The organism is Pseudomonas sp. PS01300, assembly GCF_029960155.1.
Taxonomy (GTDB): Bacteria; Pseudomonadota; Gammaproteobacteria; order Pseudomonadales; family Pseudomonadaceae; genus Aquipseudomonas; species Aquipseudomonas palmensis.
Genome location: NZ_JASCPN010000011.1, coordinates 88,726 through 105,976, shown reverse-complemented (window position 1 = coordinate 105,976; position 17,251 = coordinate 88,726). Strand labels below are relative to the sequence as shown.

16 protein-coding genes are annotated in these 17,251 nt (G+C 63.4%); 7 read left to right on the top strand and 9 right to left on the bottom strand.

Features of this window, described 5'->3' with window-relative positions; genetic code table 11:
- Positions 1-98: 98 nt before the first annotated feature.
- From acnD to QMX96_RS08910, 4 genes are all read right to left on the bottom strand, one after another.
- A complete protein-coding gene (gene acnD / locus QMX96_RS08925) occupies positions 99-2,687 on the bottom strand; it encodes a Fe/S-dependent 2-methylisocitrate dehydratase AcnD (RefSeq protein ID WP_054915692.1) in 2,589 nt (862 codons plus the stop codon).
- Positions 2,688-2,880: 193 nt separating this feature from the next.
- The gene (gene prpC / locus QMX96_RS08920) at positions 2,881-4,008 is read right to left on the bottom strand and encodes a 2-methylcitrate synthase (RefSeq protein ID WP_043863074.1); all 1,128 of its coding nucleotides are present in this window, start codon (positions 4,006-4,008) and stop codon (positions 2,881-2,883) included.
- A gap of 56 nt (positions 4,009-4,064) precedes the next feature.
- Positions 4,065-4,955 carry a methylisocitrate lyase gene (gene prpB, locus QMX96_RS08915; protein WP_043863075.1) on the bottom strand — a complete coding sequence of 297 codons (891 nt, stop codon included), beginning with the start codon at positions 4,953-4,955 and terminating at the stop codon, positions 4,065-4,067.
- Complete coding sequence (locus QMX96_RS08910) at positions 4,952-5,668, bottom strand: GntR family transcriptional regulator (protein ID WP_043863076.1); 717 nt, start codon at positions 5,666-5,668, stop codon at positions 4,952-4,954. Before QMX96_RS08910 ends, prpB begins: the two co-directional genes overlap by 4 nt.
- A 210-nt stretch (positions 5,669-5,878) precedes the next feature.
- Between QMX96_RS08910 and QMX96_RS08905 the strand changes: the two genes are divergently transcribed.
- The 4 genes from QMX96_RS08905 (at position 5,879) to pabB (ending at position 10,385) form a co-directional block, all read left to right on the top strand.
- The gene (locus QMX96_RS08905) at positions 5,879-6,415 is read left to right on the top strand and encodes an ATP-dependent zinc protease (RefSeq protein ID WP_043863077.1); all 537 of its coding nucleotides are present in this window, start codon (positions 5,879-5,881) and stop codon (positions 6,413-6,415) included.
- Positions 6,416-6,420: 5 nt separating this feature from the next.
- Positions 6,421-7,953: an inactive transglutaminase family protein gene (locus QMX96_RS08900; protein WP_043863078.1), complete on the top strand. Its 1,533-nt coding sequence runs from the start codon at positions 6,421-6,423 to the stop codon at positions 7,951-7,953.
- A complete protein-coding gene (locus QMX96_RS08895; protein WP_043863079.1) occupies positions 7,953-8,933 on the top strand; it encodes an alpha-L-glutamate ligase-like protein in 981 nt (326 codons plus the stop codon). The genes QMX96_RS08900 and QMX96_RS08895 overlap by 1 nt, the downstream gene beginning before the upstream one ends.
- Before the next feature lie 108 nt (positions 8,934-9,041).
- Positions 9,042-10,385, top strand: a complete 1,344-nt coding sequence (gene pabB, locus QMX96_RS08890) for an aminodeoxychorismate synthase component I (protein WP_282361637.1) — start codon at positions 9,042-9,044, stop codon at positions 10,383-10,385.
- A gap of 65 nt (positions 10,386-10,450) precedes the next feature.
- On the opposite strand, the gene thrH is transcribed toward pabB, so the two are convergent.
- A complete protein-coding gene (thrH, locus tag QMX96_RS08885; protein ID WP_043863081.1) occupies positions 10,451-11,068 on the bottom strand; it encodes a bifunctional phosphoserine phosphatase/homoserine phosphotransferase ThrH in 618 nt (205 codons plus the stop codon).
- A 128-nt stretch (positions 11,069-11,196) separates the two neighbouring features.
- On the opposite strand from thrH, the gene QMX96_RS08880 reads away from it, so the two are divergent.
- A complete protein-coding gene (locus QMX96_RS08880; RefSeq protein WP_054915690.1) occupies positions 11,197-11,931 on the top strand; it encodes a phosphoadenylyl-sulfate reductase in 735 nt (244 codons plus the stop codon).
- A gap of 156 nt (positions 11,932-12,087) precedes the next feature.
- Here QMX96_RS08880 and cysB read toward each other — a convergent pair whose 3' ends face one another.
- From cysB to QMX96_RS08865, 3 genes are all read right to left on the bottom strand, one after another.
- Complete coding sequence (gene cysB, locus QMX96_RS08875) at positions 12,088-13,062, bottom strand: HTH-type transcriptional regulator CysB (protein WP_043863083.1); 975 nt, start codon at positions 13,060-13,062, stop codon at positions 12,088-12,090.
- Between the two features lie 124 nt (positions 13,063-13,186).
- Entirely contained in the window at positions 13,187-13,684 is a 498-nt protein-coding gene (locus tag QMX96_RS08870; RefSeq protein WP_043863084.1) for a universal stress protein, read from the bottom strand.
- 91 nt (positions 13,685-13,775) lie between these two features.
- Positions 13,776-14,684 (bottom strand): 5'-nucleotidase, encoded by a 909-nt coding sequence (locus QMX96_RS08865; RefSeq protein WP_043863085.1) that lies wholly within the window; start codon positions 14,682-14,684, stop codon positions 13,776-13,778.
- Between the two features lie 283 nt (positions 14,685-14,967).
- Here QMX96_RS08865 and QMX96_RS08860 point away from each other — a divergent pair, with 283 nt between their 5' ends.
- Complete coding sequence (locus QMX96_RS08860; protein ID WP_043863086.1) at positions 14,968-16,044, top strand: 3-deoxy-7-phosphoheptulonate synthase; 1,077 nt, start codon at positions 14,968-14,970, stop codon at positions 16,042-16,044.
- A 64-nt stretch (positions 16,045-16,108) separates the two neighbouring features.
- On the opposite strand, the gene QMX96_RS08855 is transcribed toward QMX96_RS08860, so the two are convergent.
- Positions 16,109-16,390: a GNAT family N-acetyltransferase gene (locus QMX96_RS08855; protein ID WP_043863087.1), complete on the bottom strand. Its 282-nt coding sequence runs from the start codon at positions 16,388-16,390 to the stop codon at positions 16,109-16,111.
- Between the two features lie 509 nt (positions 16,391-16,899).
- Here QMX96_RS08855 and oprI point away from each other — a divergent pair.
- The gene (oprI, locus tag QMX96_RS08850; RefSeq protein ID WP_037058464.1) at positions 16,900-17,151 is read left to right on the top strand and encodes an outer membrane lipoprotei OprI; all 252 of its coding nucleotides are present in this window, start codon (positions 16,900-16,902) and stop codon (positions 17,149-17,151) included.
- Positions 17,152-17,251: the final 100 nt, after the last annotated feature.

The following is a 17,251-nucleotide window of genomic DNA, read 5'->3' as shown; positions in this document are numbered from 1 at the left end:
CTCGACCCGCGATGCAAGCGATGCGGTTACAGCCAGTACCGCGTCGCCTGCATCGCGGGTCAAGCCCGCTCCCACTAGGGCGAGGCAAGCTGAGTCTTTTATGCCACCGACGACTCGAGGAAGTCCTGGGCAAAGCGCTGCAGTACACCGCCCGCCTCGTAGATCGACACCTCTTCCGCCGTGTCCAGACGGCAGGTCACCGGCACCTCCAGGCGCTCGCCGTCACGCCGCGTGATCACCAGGGTCAAGGTGGCCCGCGGTGTCCGCTGCCCCACCACGTCATAGGTCTCGCTGCCATCGATACCCAGGGTCTTGCGGTCGGTGCCCGGCTTGAACTCCAGCGGCAACACCCCCATGCCCACCAGGTTGGTACGGTGGATACGCTCGAAGCCCTCGGCCACGATGGCCTCGACACCGGCCAGGCGCACGCCCTTGGCCGCCCAGTCGCGTGACGAGCCCTGGCCATAGTCGGCACCGGCCACGATGATCAGCGGCTGCTTGCGCTGCATGTAGGTCTCGATGGCCTCCCACATGCGCGTCACCTTGCCCTCCGGCTCGATACGCGCCAGCGAACCCTGCTTGACCTTGCCGTTCTCCTGCACCATCTCGTTGAACAGCTTGGGGTTGGCGAAGGTCGCGCGCTGCGCGGTCAGGTGGTCGCCACGGTGGGTGGCGTAGGAGTTGAAGTCCTCTTCGGGCAGGCCCATCTTCGCCAGGTACTCGCCTGCGGCGCTGTCGAGCATGATCGCGTTGGACGGCGACAGGTGGTCGGTGGTGATGTTGTCCGGCAGCACCGCCAGCGGGCGCATGCCCTTGAGCGAGCGCTCGCCTGCCAGCGCGCCTTCCCAGTACGGCGGGCGACGGATGTAGGTGCTCATGGCGCGCCAGTCGTACAGCGGGTCGACCTTGGGTCCGGTGTCTTCGTGCACGGCGAACATCGGGATGTACACCTGGCGGAACTGCTCCGGCTTGACCGCAGCCTTGACCACTGCATCGATCTCTTCGTCGCTGGGCCAGATGTCCTTGAGGCGGATTTCCTTGCCGTCCACCACGGCCAGCACGTCCTTCTCGATATCGAAACGGATGGTGCCGGCAATGGCGTAGGCCACCACCAGCGGCGGCGAGGCCAGGAAGGCCTGCTTGGCATACGGATGGATACGCCCGTCGAAGTTGCGGTTGCCCGACAGCACGGCGGTGGCGTACAGATCGCGGTCGATGATTTCCTGCTGGATCACCGGGTCCAGAGCGCCGGACATGCCGTTGCAGGTGGTGCAGGCAAACGCCACGATGCCGAAGCCCAGCTGCTCCAGCTCATCCTCCAGGCCCGCCTCTTTGAGGTACAGGGCCACGGTCTTGGAGCCTGGCGCCAGCGACGACTTGACCCACGGCTTGCGCGTCAGCCCCAGCCTGTTGGCATTGCGCGCCAGCAGCCCGGCAGCGATCACGTTGCGCGGGTTGCTGGTGTTGGTGCAACTGGTGATGGCAGCGATGATCACCGCGCCGTCAGGCATCTGCCCCGGCACCTCTTCCCATTGCCCGGCAATGCCCCTGGCAGCCAGCTCGCTGGTGGCCACCCGCGCATGCGGGTTGGACGGGCCGGCCATGTTGCGTACCACGCTCGACAGGTCGAACTGCAGGCCACGCTCATATTCGGCATTGACCAGGCTGTCGGACCACAGGCCGGCGACCTTGGCGTAGGTTTCCACCAGCTTGACCTGGGCGTCTTCACGACCGGTGAGCTTGAGGTAATCGATGGTCTGCTGGTCGATGGAGAACATCGCCGCCGTCGCGCCGTATTCGGGGGCCATGTTGGAGATGGTCGCGCGATCGCCCAGGGTCAACGCACGAGCGCCCTCGCCGTAGAACTCGAGGTAGGCGCCGACCACCTTGGCCTTGCGCAGGAACTCGGTGAGCGCCAGCACCACGTCGGTGGCGGTGATGCCTGGCTGCGGCTTGCCGGTGAGCTGCACGCCGACGATTTCCGGCAGGCGCATCCAGGACGCACGACCCAGCATCACGTTCTCGGCCTCCAGGCCGCCGACGCCGATGGCGATCACGCCCAGGGCATCCACGTGGGGGGTGTGGCTGTCGGTACCGACGCAGGTATCGGGATAGGCCACGCCCTGCTCGGCGTGGATCACCGGCGACATCTTCTCCAGGTTGATCTGGTGCATGATGCCGTTGCCGGGCTGGATCACATCGACGTTCTTGAACGCCTTCTTGGTCCAGTTGATGAAGTGGAAGCGGTCTTCGTTGCGACGGTCTTCGATGGCGCGGTTCTTCTCGAACGCCTGCGGGTCGAAGCCGCCGCACTCCACGGCCAGCGAGTGGTCGACGATCAGTTGCACCGGCACCACCGGGTTGACCTGGGCCGGGTCGCCGCCCTTGTCGGCGATGGCGTCACGCAGGCCGGCAAGGTCAACCAGTGCGGTCTGGCCAAGGATGTCATGGCACACCACGCGGGCCGGGTACCAGGGGAAGTCGAGGTCGCGCTTGCGCTCGATCAGTTGGCTGAGCGAGGCATCGAGGGTTGCCGGGTCGCAGCGGCGCACCAGGTTTTCGGCCAGTACGCGGGAGGTATAGGGCAGCTTGTCGTAGGCGCCGGGGCTGATGGCGTCGATGGCGGCGCGGGCGTCGAAGTAGTCGAGCGTGGTGCCCGGCAGGTGCTTGCGAAATTCAGTATTCATGGACGCGGGACTCAATCACGGATAAGTCGGCGGTGCGCAGTCCCCCTGATGGCATACCCCGCCCCCTGTGGGAGCGGGCTCGACCCGCGATGGCATCGGCGCGGTATCAGCTACTGCGCGCAGCGGCTATCGCGGGGCAAGCCCGCTCCCACCAGGTTCGGCAGGGCCATATCAAAGGTACTGCACGCCAGTCTCAGCGTTGTTCGATTGGCACGAACTTGCGCTGTTCGACGCCGGTGTATTCGGCGCTCGGGCGGATGATGCGGTTGTTGGCACGCTGTTCGAACACATGCGCCGCCCAGCCGGTCAGGCGAGAGCAGACGAAGATCGGGGTGAACAGCTTGGTCGGGATACCCATGAAGTGGTAGGCCGAGGCATGGTAGAAGTCGGCATTGGGGAACAGTTTCTTCTGCTCCCACATGGTCTTGTCGATGGCTTCGGACACCGGGTACAGCACGGTGTCGCCCACCTCGTCGGCGAGCTTCTTCGCCCAGCCCTTGATCACTTCGTTGCGCGGGTCGGACTCCTTGTAGATGGCATGCCCGAAGCCCATGATCTTGTCCTTGCGCTCGAGCATGCCGAGGGTGCCGGCAACGGCTTCCTGCGGGGTCTTGAAGCGCTCGATCATTTCCATCGCGGCCTCGTTGGCACCACCGTGCAGCGGCCCGCGCAGCGAGCCGATGGCCGCCGTCACGCACGAGTACAGGTCCGACAGGGTCGAGGCACACACCCGGGCAGTGAAGGTCGAGGCGTTGAATTCGTGCTCGGCGTACAGGATCAGCGAAACGTTCATCACCTTGACGTGCAGCTCGCTCGGCTTCTTGCCGTGCAGCAGGTGCAGGAAGTGCCCGCCCAGGGTGTCTTCGTCGCTGGTGCAGTCGATGCGCACGCCATGGTGGCTGAAGCGGTACCAGTAGCACATGGCCGCCGGGAACAGCGCCAGCAGGCGGTCGGTCTTCTCGTGCTGCAGGCCGAAGTTGAGCTCCGGCTCCAGGGTGCCGAGCACCGAGGAGGCGGTACGCATCACATCCATCGGGTGGGCGGTGACCGGAATGCGCTCGAGCACTTCCTTGAGCGCCTGGGGCAGGTCGCGCAGCGCCTTGAGCTGGTGCTGGTACTCGCTCAGCTCGGCCTGGGTCGGCAGCTCGCCGTACAGCAGCAGGTAGGCGACCTCTTCGAACAGCGCGTGCTCGGCCAGGTCGCGAACGTCATAGCCACGGTAGGTCAGGCCGGCGCCGGCCTGGCCCACGGTCGACAGTGCGGTTTGCCCGGCCACCTGACCACGCAGGCCGGCACCACTGAGTACTTTTGCTTCGGCCATTGGTTTTCTCCACTTTTGAATTTGTTATGGGAATCGGCTAATTGCGGTGTGCTGGTTCAGCTCTTCTTCTGAGCGAACAGTGCGTCGAGCTTCTGCTCGAACACGTGGTAGTCGATGGCATCGTAAAGCTCCATGCGAGTCTGCATGGTGTCGATGACGTTTTTCTGCGTGCCGTCGCGGCGCAGCGCGGTGTAGACGTTCTCGGCCGCCTTGTTCATGGCGCGGAACGCCGACAGCGGATACAGCGCCAGCGACACGTCGGCCGAGGCCAGCTCTTCGGTGGTGTACAGCGGCGTGGCGCCGAATTCGGTGATGTTGGCCAGGATCGGCGCCTTCACGCGATTGGCGAAGGTCTTGTACATCGACAGCTCGGTGATGGCCTCGGGGAAGATCATGTCGGCACCGGCCTCGATGCACGCCGCAGCGCGATCCAGCGCGGCCTCCAGGCCTTCTACCGCCAGGGCGTCGGTACGCGCCATGATCACGAAGCTGTCGTCGGTACGCGCGTCCACGGCCGCCTTGATGCGGTCGACCATCTCCTGTTGCGAGACGATTTCCTTGTTCGGACGATGGCCGCAGCGCTTGGCGCCCACCTGGTCCTCGATATGAATGGCGGCGGCACCGAACTTGATCATCGAGCGGACCGTGCGCGCCACGTTGAACGCCGACGAACCGAACCCGGTGTCCACGTCCACCAGCAGCGGCAGGTCGCACACGTCGGTGATGCGGCGCACGTCGGTCAGCACGTCATCCAGGCCGGTGATGCCCAGGTCGGGCAGGCCCAGCGAGCCTGCCGCCACACCGCCACCGGAGAGGTAGATGGCCTTGAACCCGGCGCGCTTGGCCAGCAGCGCATGGTTGGCATTGATGGCGCCGACGACCTGCAGCGGGTGCTCGGCGGCGACTGCATCGCGAAAACGCTGGCCGGGACTGCTTTTCTGACTCATGACTCACCTCGTGGGCTAGGGGCGGTGGCGTCTTTGTAATGACGCTCGATATTGCGCTTGGATGCGCCGATGTGGCGGCGCATCAGTAATTCGGCCAGCTCGCCGTCACGGTCGGCGATGGCATCGAGAATCCGGTGGTGTTCGGCGAACGCCTGGTGCGGGCGGTTGGGCGTGGCGGAGAACTGGATGCGGTACATGCGCACCAGCTGGTACAGCTCGCCGCACAGCATCTGCACCAGGGTACGGTTGCCGCTGCCCTGGATGATGCGGTAGTGGAAGTCGAAGTCGCCCTCCTGCTGGTAGTAGCCCACCCCGGCCTGGAACGCGGCATCACGCTCATGGGTGTCGAGCACCCGGCGCAACTCGTCGATCTCGGCTACGCTCATGCGTTGAGCAGCCAGGCGGCAGGCCATGCCCTCGAGGGACTCGCGAATCTCGTACAGCTCGATCAGCTCGGCATGGCTCAGCGACACCACCCGCGCCCCTACGTGCGGCACCCGTACCAGCAGGCGCTGGCCTTCCAGGCGGTGGATGGCCTCGCGCAGCGGGCCGCGGCTGATGCCGTAGGTACGCGCCAGCTCCGGCTCGGAGATCTTGCTGCCGGGGGCGATCTCGCCCTTGACGATCGCGGCCTGGATGCGCCGGAAGACGTTTTCGGAAAGCGTCTCCGAATCTTCCTGAAGGGGGGCGGAGGCTTGGGCTGCATCCAGCATATTGTCGACACCTTGAAAATCTGTAGGGCCAAAACTAGCTAATTAAGCCACCCCAGTCAAAGACAAATTCAATATTGTCGACAATCGTCTAAGAACGAACTTCGTGTCTGTCGGTGTTGTCTGACTCCAGCCGCTGGCATCGACACACCAGCGTGGTAGAATGCCGCCGCCTCTGAGGGGGCAAACCCCCACAGCATCGCGTCAGGATTTATGAGACTCACACCCTTTCTACTGTTACTCAGCCTCTGTGGGCTGCCTGCCCTGAGCCAGGCGGCAGACAAGACTGTCTATGGCCTCAATGAATATGCCCGCCTTGTCGATATCGACCTCGAGGTTGCGGCCAAGCTCGACACCGGGGCCAAGACCGCCTCGCTGAGCGCGCGCGATATCAAGCGCTTCAAGCGCAACGGCGAATCGTGGGTGCGCTTCTATCTGGCAATTGACGCAGCCCATTCGCATCCGATAGAACGACCACTGGCTCGTGTCAGCAAGATCAAGCGACGCGCCGGTGACTACAACCCGGACGAAGGCAAGGCCTATACCTCCCGCCCGGTGATCGCGCTGAATATCTGCATGGGTACGGCCCTGCGCAGCATCGAAGTGAACCTGACCGACCGCAGTGCCTTCCAGTACCCGCTACTGATCGGCTCCGAGGCGCTCAAGCACTTCGACGCGCTGGTCGACCCAAGCCTTAAATACGCTGCCGGCAAACCTGCCTGCGCCACTGACGCTCATACCGCAGAGTAATTTCGATGCGCTCTCTTACCCTTCATCTGAAAGTCCTGATCACCCTCCTGGTGTTGCTGGGTGTGTCGATCACGGCGTACCAGATCTTCATGCTCGGCATCCCGGTGACCGAAGACGAAACCGACGACCTGTGGAACATCGATGCCAAGGTCGAGTTCGTCGCCAGCCCCAAGGACCCGATCAAGATCCAGATGTTCGTGCCGCCATTGAGCAACGACTACGTCAGCCTCAATGAGAGCTTCATCTCCAACAACTACGGCGTGAGCGTCAACCGTGTCGATGGCAACCGCAAGGTGACCTGGTCGGCGCGGCGCGCCAAGGGCAACCAGACCCTCTACTACCGCCTGGTACTGACCAAGCGCTACAGCAGCGAAAAGGTCAAGATCAAGGGCCCGACCTTCCGTGACAGCCAGCCGGTCGAAGGGCCGGAGAAGATCGCCGCCGAAGCGTTGATGGCACCTATCCGCCAGCACTCGGCCGACGTCGAGACCTTCGTCAGCGAGACCATCAAGCGGGTCAACAACCCCAACGACGACAACGTCAAGCTGCTGCTGGCCGGCGATGCCTCTTCGCTGAACAAGGCCAAGGTCATCGACCTGCTGCTGTCGATCGCCCACGTACCGGTGGAGAAGGTGCACACCATCCGCCTGCTGGCCGACCAGCCGCAGAGCCCGGAACTGTGGCTGCGCAGCTTCAACGGCAACGACTGGCTGTACTTCAACCCGGACACCGGCGAGCAGGGCCTGCCGGCCGACCGCCTGCTGTGGTGGACCGGCGATGACCCGCTGATCACCGTCGATGGCGGCAAGAAGGTCAACGTCAGCTTCAGCCTGAACAACAGCGAGATGAACGCCATCCGCCTGGCCAAGCTGACCGACGAGAACACCGACGCCGACTTCCTCGAATACTCGCTGTACGGCCTGCCGCTGCAGACCCAGCAGACCTTCATGATCATGGTGATGATCCCGATCGGCGTGCTGGTGATCCTGGTGCTGCGCAACCTGATCGGCCTGCAGACCCTGGGTACCTTCACCCCGGTGCTGATCGCCCTGGCCTTCCGTGAGACCCAGCTGGGCTTCGGTATCGCCCTGTTCACGGTGATCACCGCGCTGGGCCTGACCCTGCGCTCCTACCTCGAACACCTGAAGCTGCAGATGCTGCCGCGCCTGTCGGTGGTACTGACCTTCGTGGTGGTGCTGATCGCGGCCATCAGCCTGTTCAGCCACAAGCTGGGCCTGGAGCGCGGGCTGTCGGTGGCACTGTTCCCGATGGTAATTCTGACCATGACCATCGAACGCCTGTCGATCACCTGGGAGGAACGCGGCGGCGGCCATGCCATGAAAGTCGCCATCGGCACCCTGTTCGCCGCCTCGGTCGCGCACCTGCTGATGAGCGTGCCCGAACTGGTGTACTTCGTGTTCACCTTCCCGGCGGTGCTGCTGATTCTGGTGGGCTTCATGCTGGCGATGGGCCGCTACCGCGGCTACCGCCTGACGGAGCTGGTGCGCTTCAAGGCCTTCGTGAAGGCTGACGCCTGATGTTCGGCCTATGGAAAACCTGGAAGGCCCTGGAAGCCCGGGGCATCATGGGTATCAACCGGCGCAACGCGGACTACGTGCTCAAGTACAACAAGCGCAACCTGTACCCGATCGTCGACGACAAGATCATCACCAAGGAGCGGGCGATCAAGGCCGGCATCCACGTGCCGGAAATGTACGGGGTGATCTCCACCGAAAAGGACATCGACAAGCTCGACGAGATCATCGGCGGGCGCAGCGACTTCGTCATCAAGCCGGCGCAGGGCGCCGGTGGTGACGGCATCCTGGTGATCGCCGACCGCTTCGAGAACCGCTACCGCACGGTGTCCGGCAAGATCATCACCCACGAGGAAATCGAGCACCAGGTGTCGAGCATCCTCACCGGGCTGTATTCGCTGGGTGGCCATCGCGACCGCGCGCTGATCGAGTACCGGGTAACCCCGGACCAGATCTTCAAGAGCATCAGCTACGAAGGCGTACCGGACATCCGCATCATCGTGCTCATGGGCTACCCGGTCATGGCCATGCTGCGCCTGCCCACGCGCCAGTCCGGCGGCAAGGCCAACCTGCACCAGGGCGCCATCGGCGTGGGTGTGGACCTGGCGACCGGCCTGACCCTGCGCGGTACCTGGCTGAACAACATCATCAGCAAGCACCCCGACACCACCAATGCGGTGGACGGCGTGCAACTGCCCAACTGGGACGGCTTCATGAAGCTGGCCGCCGGCTGCTATGAACTGTGCGGCCTGGGCTACATCGGCGTGGACATGGTGCTGGACCAGGACAAGGGCCCGCTGATCCTGGAACTCAACGCCCGCCCCGGCCTGAACATCCAGATCGCCAACGATTGCGGCCTGACCCTGCGCACCCACGCCGTCGAGGCGCACCTTGAGGAACTGGCCAGCAATGGCATCAAGGAAAGCGTCGAAGAGCGCGTGCGCTTCGCCCAGGAACTGTTCGGCCACATCCCGGCGCAGTAATCTGCCACCGCCCTGGCGCAGCCGCGCACAGGGCGGTCGCCGATCCGCTAGGAGCATCGCCTGCACAGGGCTACAATGCTCGCCCCGCCTCGACAGCTGTTCACCCGAATGCCGACCTGCACACTTCACCCCCTGCCCTACCAGGCCGACCCGGCCGCCTACTTTGCCCGTATCCGCCAGGCACCTGGCGCCGTGCTGCTCGACAGCGCACGGCCTGGCGCCGTGCGTGGGCGCTTCGATCTGCTCAGCGCCTGGCCACTGTGCACGCTGACCCCGGACGCCGAAGAAGACGGCCAGCACTACCTGCAGCGCCTGCGCGAGCAACTGGCCGGGCTTGGGCGCGCGCACTTGCCGGCAGGTGTCGAGCTGCCGTTCGCCGGCGGCCTGATCGGCTACCTGAGCTACGACTTCGGCCGGCGCCTGGAGCGCCTGCCCGCCATTGCCTGCGACGACCTGGGGCTGGGTGACGCAAGCCTGGGGCTGTATGCCTGGGCACTGATCAGCGACCATCAACTGCAGCGCAGCCAGCTGGTGTTTCATCCGGCGCTTCCCGCCACCGAACGCGAGCGCCTGGTGGCACTGTTCGAGCACGACGCCGCGACGGCAGCCGGCGCATTCAGGCTTGCTGCGCCAATGCGCGGCGACCTCGCAGCCGAGGATTACCGTCAGGCGTTCGAGCGGGTGCAGCAGTACATCCATGCCGGCGACTGCTACCAGATCAACCTTACCCAACGCTTTCGCGCACCCTGCCAGGGCGACCCGTGGGCGGCCTACCAGGCGCTGCGGGCTGCCTGCCCTACGCCCTTCTCTGGCTATCAGGTACTGGCCGATGGCAGCGCGCTGCTGAGCTTCTCGCCCGAGCGCTTCATCAGGGTCAGCCAGGGCGAGGTCGAAACCCGCCCGATCAAGGGCACCCGTGCGCGCAGCAGCGACCCCGTGCAGGATGCCGCCAATGCTGCCGAGCTGCTGGCCAGCACCAAGGACCGCGCCGAGAACCTGATGATCGTGGACCTGCTGCGCAACGACCTGGGGCGCAGCTGCGCTACCGGCTCGGTGCAGGTGCCGGAGCTGTTCAGCCTGGAGAGCTACCCCAACGTGCACCACATGGTCAGCAGCGTGACCGGACGCCTAGCACCGGGCAAGGATGCGCTGGACCTGATAGCCGGCAGCTTCCCCGGCGGCTCGATCACCGGGGCGCCGAAGATTCGGGCGATGCAGATCATCGACGAACTGGAGCCGAGCCGGCGCGCGCTGTATTGCGGCTCGCTGCTGTATGTGGACGTGCGCGGGGAGATGGACAGCTCGATCGCCATCCGCAGCCTGCTGGTGAAGGACGGCCAGGTGTGCTGCTGGGGGGGCGGTGCGGTGGTGGCGGACTCGCAGTGGGAGACGGAGTACGAGGAGTCGATCACCAAGGTCAGGGTGTTGCTCCAGACCCTGCAGGGCCTCTAGAACGCTTCGCCGGCACGGCCAGCTCCTACAGCGTGCAGGAGCCGGCCTTGCCGGCGAAGGCGGTATTACAGGCTCAACGACCTGTTCGAGGCCTTGATGAACTCTTTCTTCAGCGCCTCGAAATCATGCACCGCCGGGAACTGCGGGAACTCGCGAATCACGTTTTCCGGCGCATGGAACAGAATGCCTGCATCCGCCTCGCCCAGCATGGTGGTGTCGTTGTACGAGTCACCCGCCGCGATCACCCGGTAGTATAGGCTCTTGAATGCCAGCACCGACTGGCGCTTGGGGTCTTTCTGGCGCAGTTGGTAGCCGGTCACACGATCGCTCTGGTCAGTGATCAGGCGGTGGCACAGCAAGGTCGGGAAACCCAGCTGGCGCATCAGCGGTTGCGAGAATTCATAGAAGGTGTCGGAAAGGATCACCACCTGGAAACGCTCGCGCAACCAGTCCACGAACTCGATGGCGCCGTCCAGCGGCTTGAGCGTGGCAATCACCGCCTGGATGTCGGAGAGCTTGAGGCCATGCTCATCCAGGATGCGCAGGCGCTGCTTCATCAGCACGTCGTAATCGGGAATGTCGCGGGTGGTGGCCCGCAACGATTCGATTCCGGTTTTTTCCGCAAAGGCGATCCAGATCTCCGGGACGAGTACACCTTCCAGGTCGAGACAGGCAATTTCCACAGCTCACTCCTCGAACAACGCTAAAAATGGAAGGCGCACTCTACAGGCGCACCGTCTAACCCGGCAATTTTTGTTAACATTCGCCCATTACGAGCGCCAAGCGCCATTCAATGACCGGAAGCCGCCTGATGAGCCAACCCTTCGACGTCGCCGCCCTCGCCGCGACCTATGCCAACAAGTCCCCGCAGGACATCCTCAAGCTCGCCTTCGAACACTTCGGCGACGACCTGTGGATCTCCTTCAGTGGCGCCGAAGACGTGGTGCTGGTGGACATGGCCTGGAAGCTGAACAAGAACGTCAAGGTGTTCAGCCTCGACACCGGCCGCCTGCATCCGGAAACCTACCGGTTCATCGACCAGGTGCGCGAGCAGTACAAGCTGCCGATCGAGATCCTTTCCCCCGATCGCAGTGCACTCGACCCCTTCGTGAAGGAAAAGGGCCTGTTCAGCTTCTACAAGGACGGCCACGGCGAATGCTGCGGCATCCGCAAGATCGAGCCGCTGCGCCGCAAACTGAGCACCGTCAGCGCCTGGGCCACCGGCCAGCGCCGCGACCAGAGCCCCGGCACCCGCAGCCAGGTGGCCGCGCTGGAAATCGACAGCGCCTTCTCCACCCCCGAGCGCACCCTGTACAAGTTCAACCCGCTGGCGCAGATGAGCAGCGAAGAGGTGTGGGGCTACATCCGCATGCTCGAGCTGCCCTACAACAGCCTGCATGAACGCGGCTTCATCAGCATCGGCTGCGAACCCTGCACGCGCCCGGTACTGCCCAACCAGCACGAGCGCGAAGGCCGCTGGTGGTGGGAGGAGTCGACTCAGAAGGAATGCGGGCTGCACGCCGGCAACCTGATTACCAAGGGCTGAACATGCACACCCTGAGCGCAGCACCTGGCCCCACCTGCCAGACATTGCGTCAGCAGTAAGGGCATCGTGGCCAGTGGCTGGGCTACCTGCTCGCGGGGCTATCTGCAGGAGCGCCTTCAGGCCACCGTGCTGGCGGCCTGAAGGCACTGCAAGGGCTTAGTGCACTGGCAGTTCGACGCCAGCGAACAGCTCTTCGAGTTCCTGCTTGTTGTGGCACTGGATGGCCTTGGCCATGACTTCGCGGGTCAGGTGGGGCGCGAACTTCTCGATGAAGTCGCACATGAAACCACGCAGGAAGGTGCCACGACGGAAACCGATCTTGGTGATGCTGGACTCGAACAGCTCACTGGCATCGAGCACCACCAGGTCGTTGTCGAGCTTGGTGTCCACCGCCATCTTGGCCACGATGCCCACGCCCAGGCCCAGGCGCACGTAAGTCTTGATCACGTCGGCATCGGCCGCGGTGAACACCACCTTGGGGGTCAGGCCGCGATGGCTGAAGGCTTCGTCGAGCTTGGAGCGGCCAGTGAAGCCGAACACATAGGTCACGATCGGGTATTCGGCCAACGCCTCCAGGGTGAGCTTGGGCAGCTTGGTCAGGGGGTGACCCTGCGGCACCACCACGCAACGATTCCAGCGGTAGCACGGCATCATCACCAGATCACCGAACAGCTCCAGGGCCTCGGTGGCGATGGCGAAGTCGACGGTACCGTCAGCCGCCATCTCGGCGATCTGCATCGGCGAGCCCTGGTGCATGTGCAGCGCCACTTCAGGGTATTGCTTGATGAACGAACTGATCACCGGCGGCAGGGCGTAGCGTGCCTGGGTGTGGGTGGTGGCGATCGACAGGGTGCCCTTTTTCTCGTTGGAGAATTCCTGGGCGATCTGCTTGATGCTCTCGACCTTGCGCAGAATCTCGCCGGCGGTGGTGATGATGCGCTCACCTGCCGGGGTCACGCGGGTCAGGTGCTTGCCGCTGCGGGCGAACACTTCCACACCCAGCTCGTCTTCCAACAGGCGAATCTGCTTGCTGATCCCCGGCTGGGAGGTATACAGGCTCTGCGCTGTCGCGGAGACGTTGAGGTCGTGGTGCGCCACTTCCCAGATGTAGCGCAATTGTTGAAGCTTCATAGGTATCCCTCAAATCAACTGGGCGTCACCGGCAGCAGCGACGAGTTATAACTATATTAGTGGTTTGAAGAATAAATCTAGAACTATTTCTTCAGCTTTCTTACAACGTCCTACACCGCCTCCCCTATGACTTGCGCCGCCCCAGGTACTGCGCCAGGGGCACCATGTACACAGGCACCGGCGACAGCTGAAGGACGCGTACCGCCGTGCGCCCCAAGGGGATCTCGCTACCGGCGCCCTGGCTGTGGCTGCCGACGATCAGCAGGTCGACGCTCAGGCGCTGGGCCTGCTCCAGGATCACGTCGGCCGGGTCGCCCTGGCGTACCCGCACCGCGCGGATCAGCGCCAGGTCTTCCTTCTCGCCCAGTTCATCCTGAAAGTTCTCCAGCACCCGCTGTTCGATGTTCGCCATCACGGTATTGAGCGCCCGACCGCGCATATGGGACAGGGTATGTTCATCAAGGTAGCTTTCCAGCAGCGATTCGGCGAACTGGCCCATCGGTTCCACGGCATGGACCACGTACAGTTCGGCGCTGAAGCTGCGTGCCAGCGCCAGCGCGTGTTGCATGACATAAGGGGAGTAACAACCGAGGTCGGTGGCACACAGCATCGAACGGATCATTTGACCTCCTAGCTGCCGATACGGCAGGGCAAGGTTCAGCTTAGCAGCGCCAAAACGACGCGCAGAGCCGTCCGGCGCCCTGCCAGGCGGCCTAGCCGGGGGTACGTTCGTTGCTGATGCCGTGGGGCACATGGCCGGTGGCGACCACTGCACTGGCGCGTTCGCAGTGCCCTGCCTGGTCGTCGAAGAACACATCGGCCGCGAACGCCTCGAGAAACGCCGACTTGTCCAGGCCGCCGAGAAACAGCGACTCGTCCAGGCGAATGTCCCATTCGCGCAAGGTGCGGATGACCCGCTCGTGGGCCGGCGCCGAGCGCGCCGTCACCAGTGCGGTGCGAATCGGACAGGCGCCACTGGGGAACTCTTTCTGCAGCACGTTGAGCGCCGCCAGGAAGGCCTTGAACGGCCCGCCGCGCAGCGGCTCGCGGGCCGACTCGCGCTCGCTGGCCTGGAACGCCTCCAGGCCGCCTAGCTGATAGACGCGCTCGGACTCGTCGGAAAACACCACTGCATCGCCATCGAAGGCGATACGCAGCTCCGCGCTGGCCGCACGCCGTGCCCCGCCGGAAAGGATGGTGGCAGCGGCAAAGCCGGCGTCCAGTGCGCGGCGCACATCTTCTGCATCGGTGGACAGAAACAGGTGGCAACCAAAGGCGGCCAGGTACGGATACGGACTGCGCCCGCCAACGAAGGCTGCCCGCGAAATGCCCAGGCCATAATGCTCGATGGAATTGAACACCCGCAGCCCGGTGTCGGCGCTGTTGCGTGACACCAGCACCACCTCGACCCGGGCCTGGCCGAGGCTGGCGTTGAGGCCCAGCAGCTTTTCCACCAACGGGAACGCATCACCCGGTTGCAGGTATTCGTCTTCGTGCTCGATCTGGTACTGGCGGTAGGCTTCGACACCCTCGGCCAGGAACAGCCGATGGCTCTCGCTGAGATCGAACAGTGCCCGTGATGAAATGGCTACCACCAGTTTGTCGCCAAGGCCTTTGCTCATCGCCGCTCTGCTCCGCACTGCCCTGCATCGGGCGCCATAAGGTCAAACAATCGACACACTATCAGGCCGGGCGCTGCCGCCCGCAACCTGCGAGCGTGTCGGGTGACGGCACTTTTGATCAGAAAACCCCATACCAATGGGCCAAATCGGCAGGAAAGCGGGCCCTGCCCATTGTCGAATCACGGTGTAACGCGCTAAGGTTCGGCACCCCGCCGCGTTCAATCATGCTGCTCCGCCGCGCGGGTAGCTGGCGGCCGGCACCCGTGACCTGACGAGTAACACGATGGCTGATTTACCGATCGACGACCTTAACGTTGCCTCCAACGAGACCTTGATCACCCCCGATCAGCTCAAGAAGGACATTCCACTCAGCGCCACCGCCCTGCAGACCGTGACCGCGGGCCGCGAAGTGGTACGCAATATCCTCGACGGCAAGGACCACCGCCTGTTCGTGGTGATCGGCCCCTGCTCGATCCATGACCTCAAGGCCGCACATGAATACGCCGAGCGCCTGAAGGTGCTGGCGGCCGAAGTCGCCGACACCCTGTACCTGGTGATGCGTGTGTATTTCGAGAAGCCGCGCACCACGGTGGGCTGGAAGGGCCTGATCAACGACCCGTACCTGGATGACTCGTTCAAGATCCAGGACGGCCTGCACATCGGTCGCCAGCTGCTGCTGGATCTGGCGGAAATGGGCCTGCCCACCGCCACCGAAGCCCTCGACCCGATCTCCCCGCAGTACCTGCAGGACCTGATCAGTTGGTCGGCGATCGGCGCGCGCACCACCGAATCCCAGACCCACCGCGAGATGGCCTCGGGCCTGTCTTCGGCCGTCGGCTTCAAGAACGGTACGGACGGCGGCCTGACCGTGGCGATCAACGCACTGCAATCGGTTTCCAGCCCGCACCGTTTCCTGGGCATCAACCAGGAAGGTGGCGTATCCATCGTCACCACCAAGGGCAACGCCTACGGTCACGTGGTGCTGCGCGGCGGCAACGGCAAGCCCAACTATGATTCGGTCAGCGTCGCCCTGTGCGAGCAGGCCCTGGCCAAGGCCAGGATCAAGCCGAACATCATGGTCGACTGCAGCCACGCCAATTCCAACAAGGACCCGGCCCTGCAACCGCTGGTGATGGACAACGTGGCCAACCAGATCCTCGAAGGCAACGAGTCGATCATCGGCCTGATGGTCGAAAGCCACCTCAACTGGGGCTGCCAGGCCATCCCCAAGGACCTTGCCGAACTGCAGTACGGCGTGTCGATCACCGATGCCTGCATCGACTGGGAAGCCACCGAGAAGTCCGTGCGCAGCATGCGCGCCAAGCTCAAGGACGTGTTGCCCAAGCGCAACCGCGGCTGAAAGCCATCAACGAAAACGCCGGGCAATGCCCGGCGTTTTCGTTTTCAACAGGGTGTCAGCAGGCTCAGGCCTTGTTGGAATGCTTTTGATGACGTTCCATGTAGCGCTCGACATAGGAGCACGAGGGGATCACGGTGTAGCCCATGTCCTCGGCATAGGCGAGGGCCTTTTCGGTCAGCGCCGCAGCGATGCCTCGCCCACGCAGCGCATTGGGCACGAACGTGCGGTAGATATCCAATGTCTGCTTACCCAGGTCCATGTAGGTCAGGTAGGCACGATGACCGTCCACATTGGTCTCGAACTGATGACCAGCCTGGTCATGGTGGATGGACAACGCCTCGCTCATCACTACTCCTCGCGGGTCTTCTCGTCAGACCCTTACCTTACCGATGTTTGTCCGGCGAAGGAACCTCTACGCCACCCCGTGCCCGTTTGGACAGCGAGAACAGCCTGGTTGTTCTCTGGCAACTGAGCACCCACAAATAGTAGGCGCCCAGTGCACAGATGCTCAAGGTACTTGATCGTAAAAAACCTGCACTTGCAGCATGCGAACACGGCAGCGAGCCACACTGCCAACAGTAGCCGGATGATGTAGTGGTAAGACGAACAATGACACTTGGAGTCACTTTTAGTTCACTACAAAGACGCATTTACAGCGGTGTTTCAGCGCCGCTACAAAAGCGCCTGCATTCTTTTCACACCCCCGCCGGGGCGGCCTGCGCAACCGCGCAATTTTTTTCCGGTTCTTGCGCTCGGTCAGTTTACTTACTACAAGTAATGGGTACTATGTACGCCGGCCAGTTTCTCTTTGTTGAGAGATGGCTCTTTAATAGAAAGTCCTTGAAGGGGAACACGATGAACAACGTTCTGAAATTCTCTGCTCTGGCTCTGGCCGCAGTACTGGCCACCGGTTGCAGCAGCGTCTCCAAAGAAACCGAAGCCCGTCTGACTGCAACCGAAGACGCAGCAGCCCGTGCACAAGCTCGTGCCGATGAAGCCTACCGCAAGGCTGATGACGCTCTGGCCGCCGCTCAGAAAGCTCAGCAAACTGCTGACGAAGCTAACGAGCGCGCTCTGCGTATGCTGGAAAAAGCCAGCCGCAAGTAATAATCCCTCGGGATTGTTAAAAAGCCGACCCACCTGTGGGTCGGCTTTTTTATTGCCTGCAGAACCGTCCTGCGCAAACGACGAGGCCCGCATGAAGCGG

What these genes read in the sequence shown, in the direction of transcription:
- QMX96_RS08860 (WP_043863086.1), top strand. Translation starts at nt 14,968, where the DNA reads ATGGCTGATTTACCGATCGACGACCTTAACGTTGCCTCCAACGAGACC.
- QMX96_RS08895 (WP_043863079.1), top strand. Translation starts at nt 7,953, where the DNA reads ATGTTCGGCCTATGGAAAACCTGGAAGGCCCTGGAAGCCCGGGGCATC.
- QMX96_RS08870 (WP_043863084.1), bottom strand. Translation starts at nt 13,684, where the DNA reads ATGATCCGTTCGATGCTGTGTGCCACCGACCTCGGTTGTTACTCCCCT.
- QMX96_RS08910 (WP_043863076.1), bottom strand. Translation starts at nt 5,668, where the DNA reads ATGCTGGATGCAGCCCAAGCCTCCGCCCCCCTTCAGGAAGATTCGGAG.
- prpC (WP_043863074.1), bottom strand. Translation starts at nt 4,008, where the DNA reads ATGGCCGAAGCAAAAGTACTCAGTGGTGCCGGCCTGCGTGGTCAGGTG.
- QMX96_RS08900 (WP_043863078.1), top strand. Translation starts at nt 6,421, where the DNA reads ATGCGCTCTCTTACCCTTCATCTGAAAGTCCTGATCACCCTCCTGGTG.
- prpB (WP_043863075.1), bottom strand. Translation starts at nt 4,955, where the DNA reads ATGAGTCAGAAAAGCAGTCCCGGCCAGCGTTTTCGCGATGCAGTCGCC.
- cysB (WP_043863083.1), bottom strand. Translation starts at nt 13,062, where the DNA reads ATGAAGCTTCAACAATTGCGCTACATCTGGGAAGTGGCGCACCACGAC.
- QMX96_RS08865 (WP_043863085.1), bottom strand. Translation starts at nt 14,684, where the DNA reads ATGAGCAAAGGCCTTGGCGACAAACTGGTGGTAGCCATTTCATCACGG.
- QMX96_RS08880 (WP_054915690.1), top strand. Translation starts at nt 11,197, where the DNA reads ATGAGCCAACCCTTCGACGTCGCCGCCCTCGCCGCGACCTATGCCAAC.
- pabB (WP_282361637.1), top strand. Translation starts at nt 9,042, where the DNA reads ATGCCGACCTGCACACTTCACCCCCTGCCCTACCAGGCCGACCCGGCC.
- acnD (WP_054915692.1), bottom strand. Translation starts at nt 2,687, where the DNA reads ATGAATACTGAATTTCGCAAGCACCTGCCGGGCACCACGCTCGACTAC.
- oprI (WP_037058464.1), top strand. Translation starts at nt 16,900, where the DNA reads ATGAACAACGTTCTGAAATTCTCTGCTCTGGCTCTGGCCGCAGTACTG.
- QMX96_RS08905 (WP_043863077.1), top strand. Translation starts at nt 5,879, where the DNA reads ATGAGACTCACACCCTTTCTACTGTTACTCAGCCTCTGTGGGCTGCCT.
- QMX96_RS08855 (WP_043863087.1), bottom strand. Translation starts at nt 16,390, where the DNA reads ATGAGCGAGGCGTTGTCCATCCACCATGACCAGGCTGGTCATCAGTTC.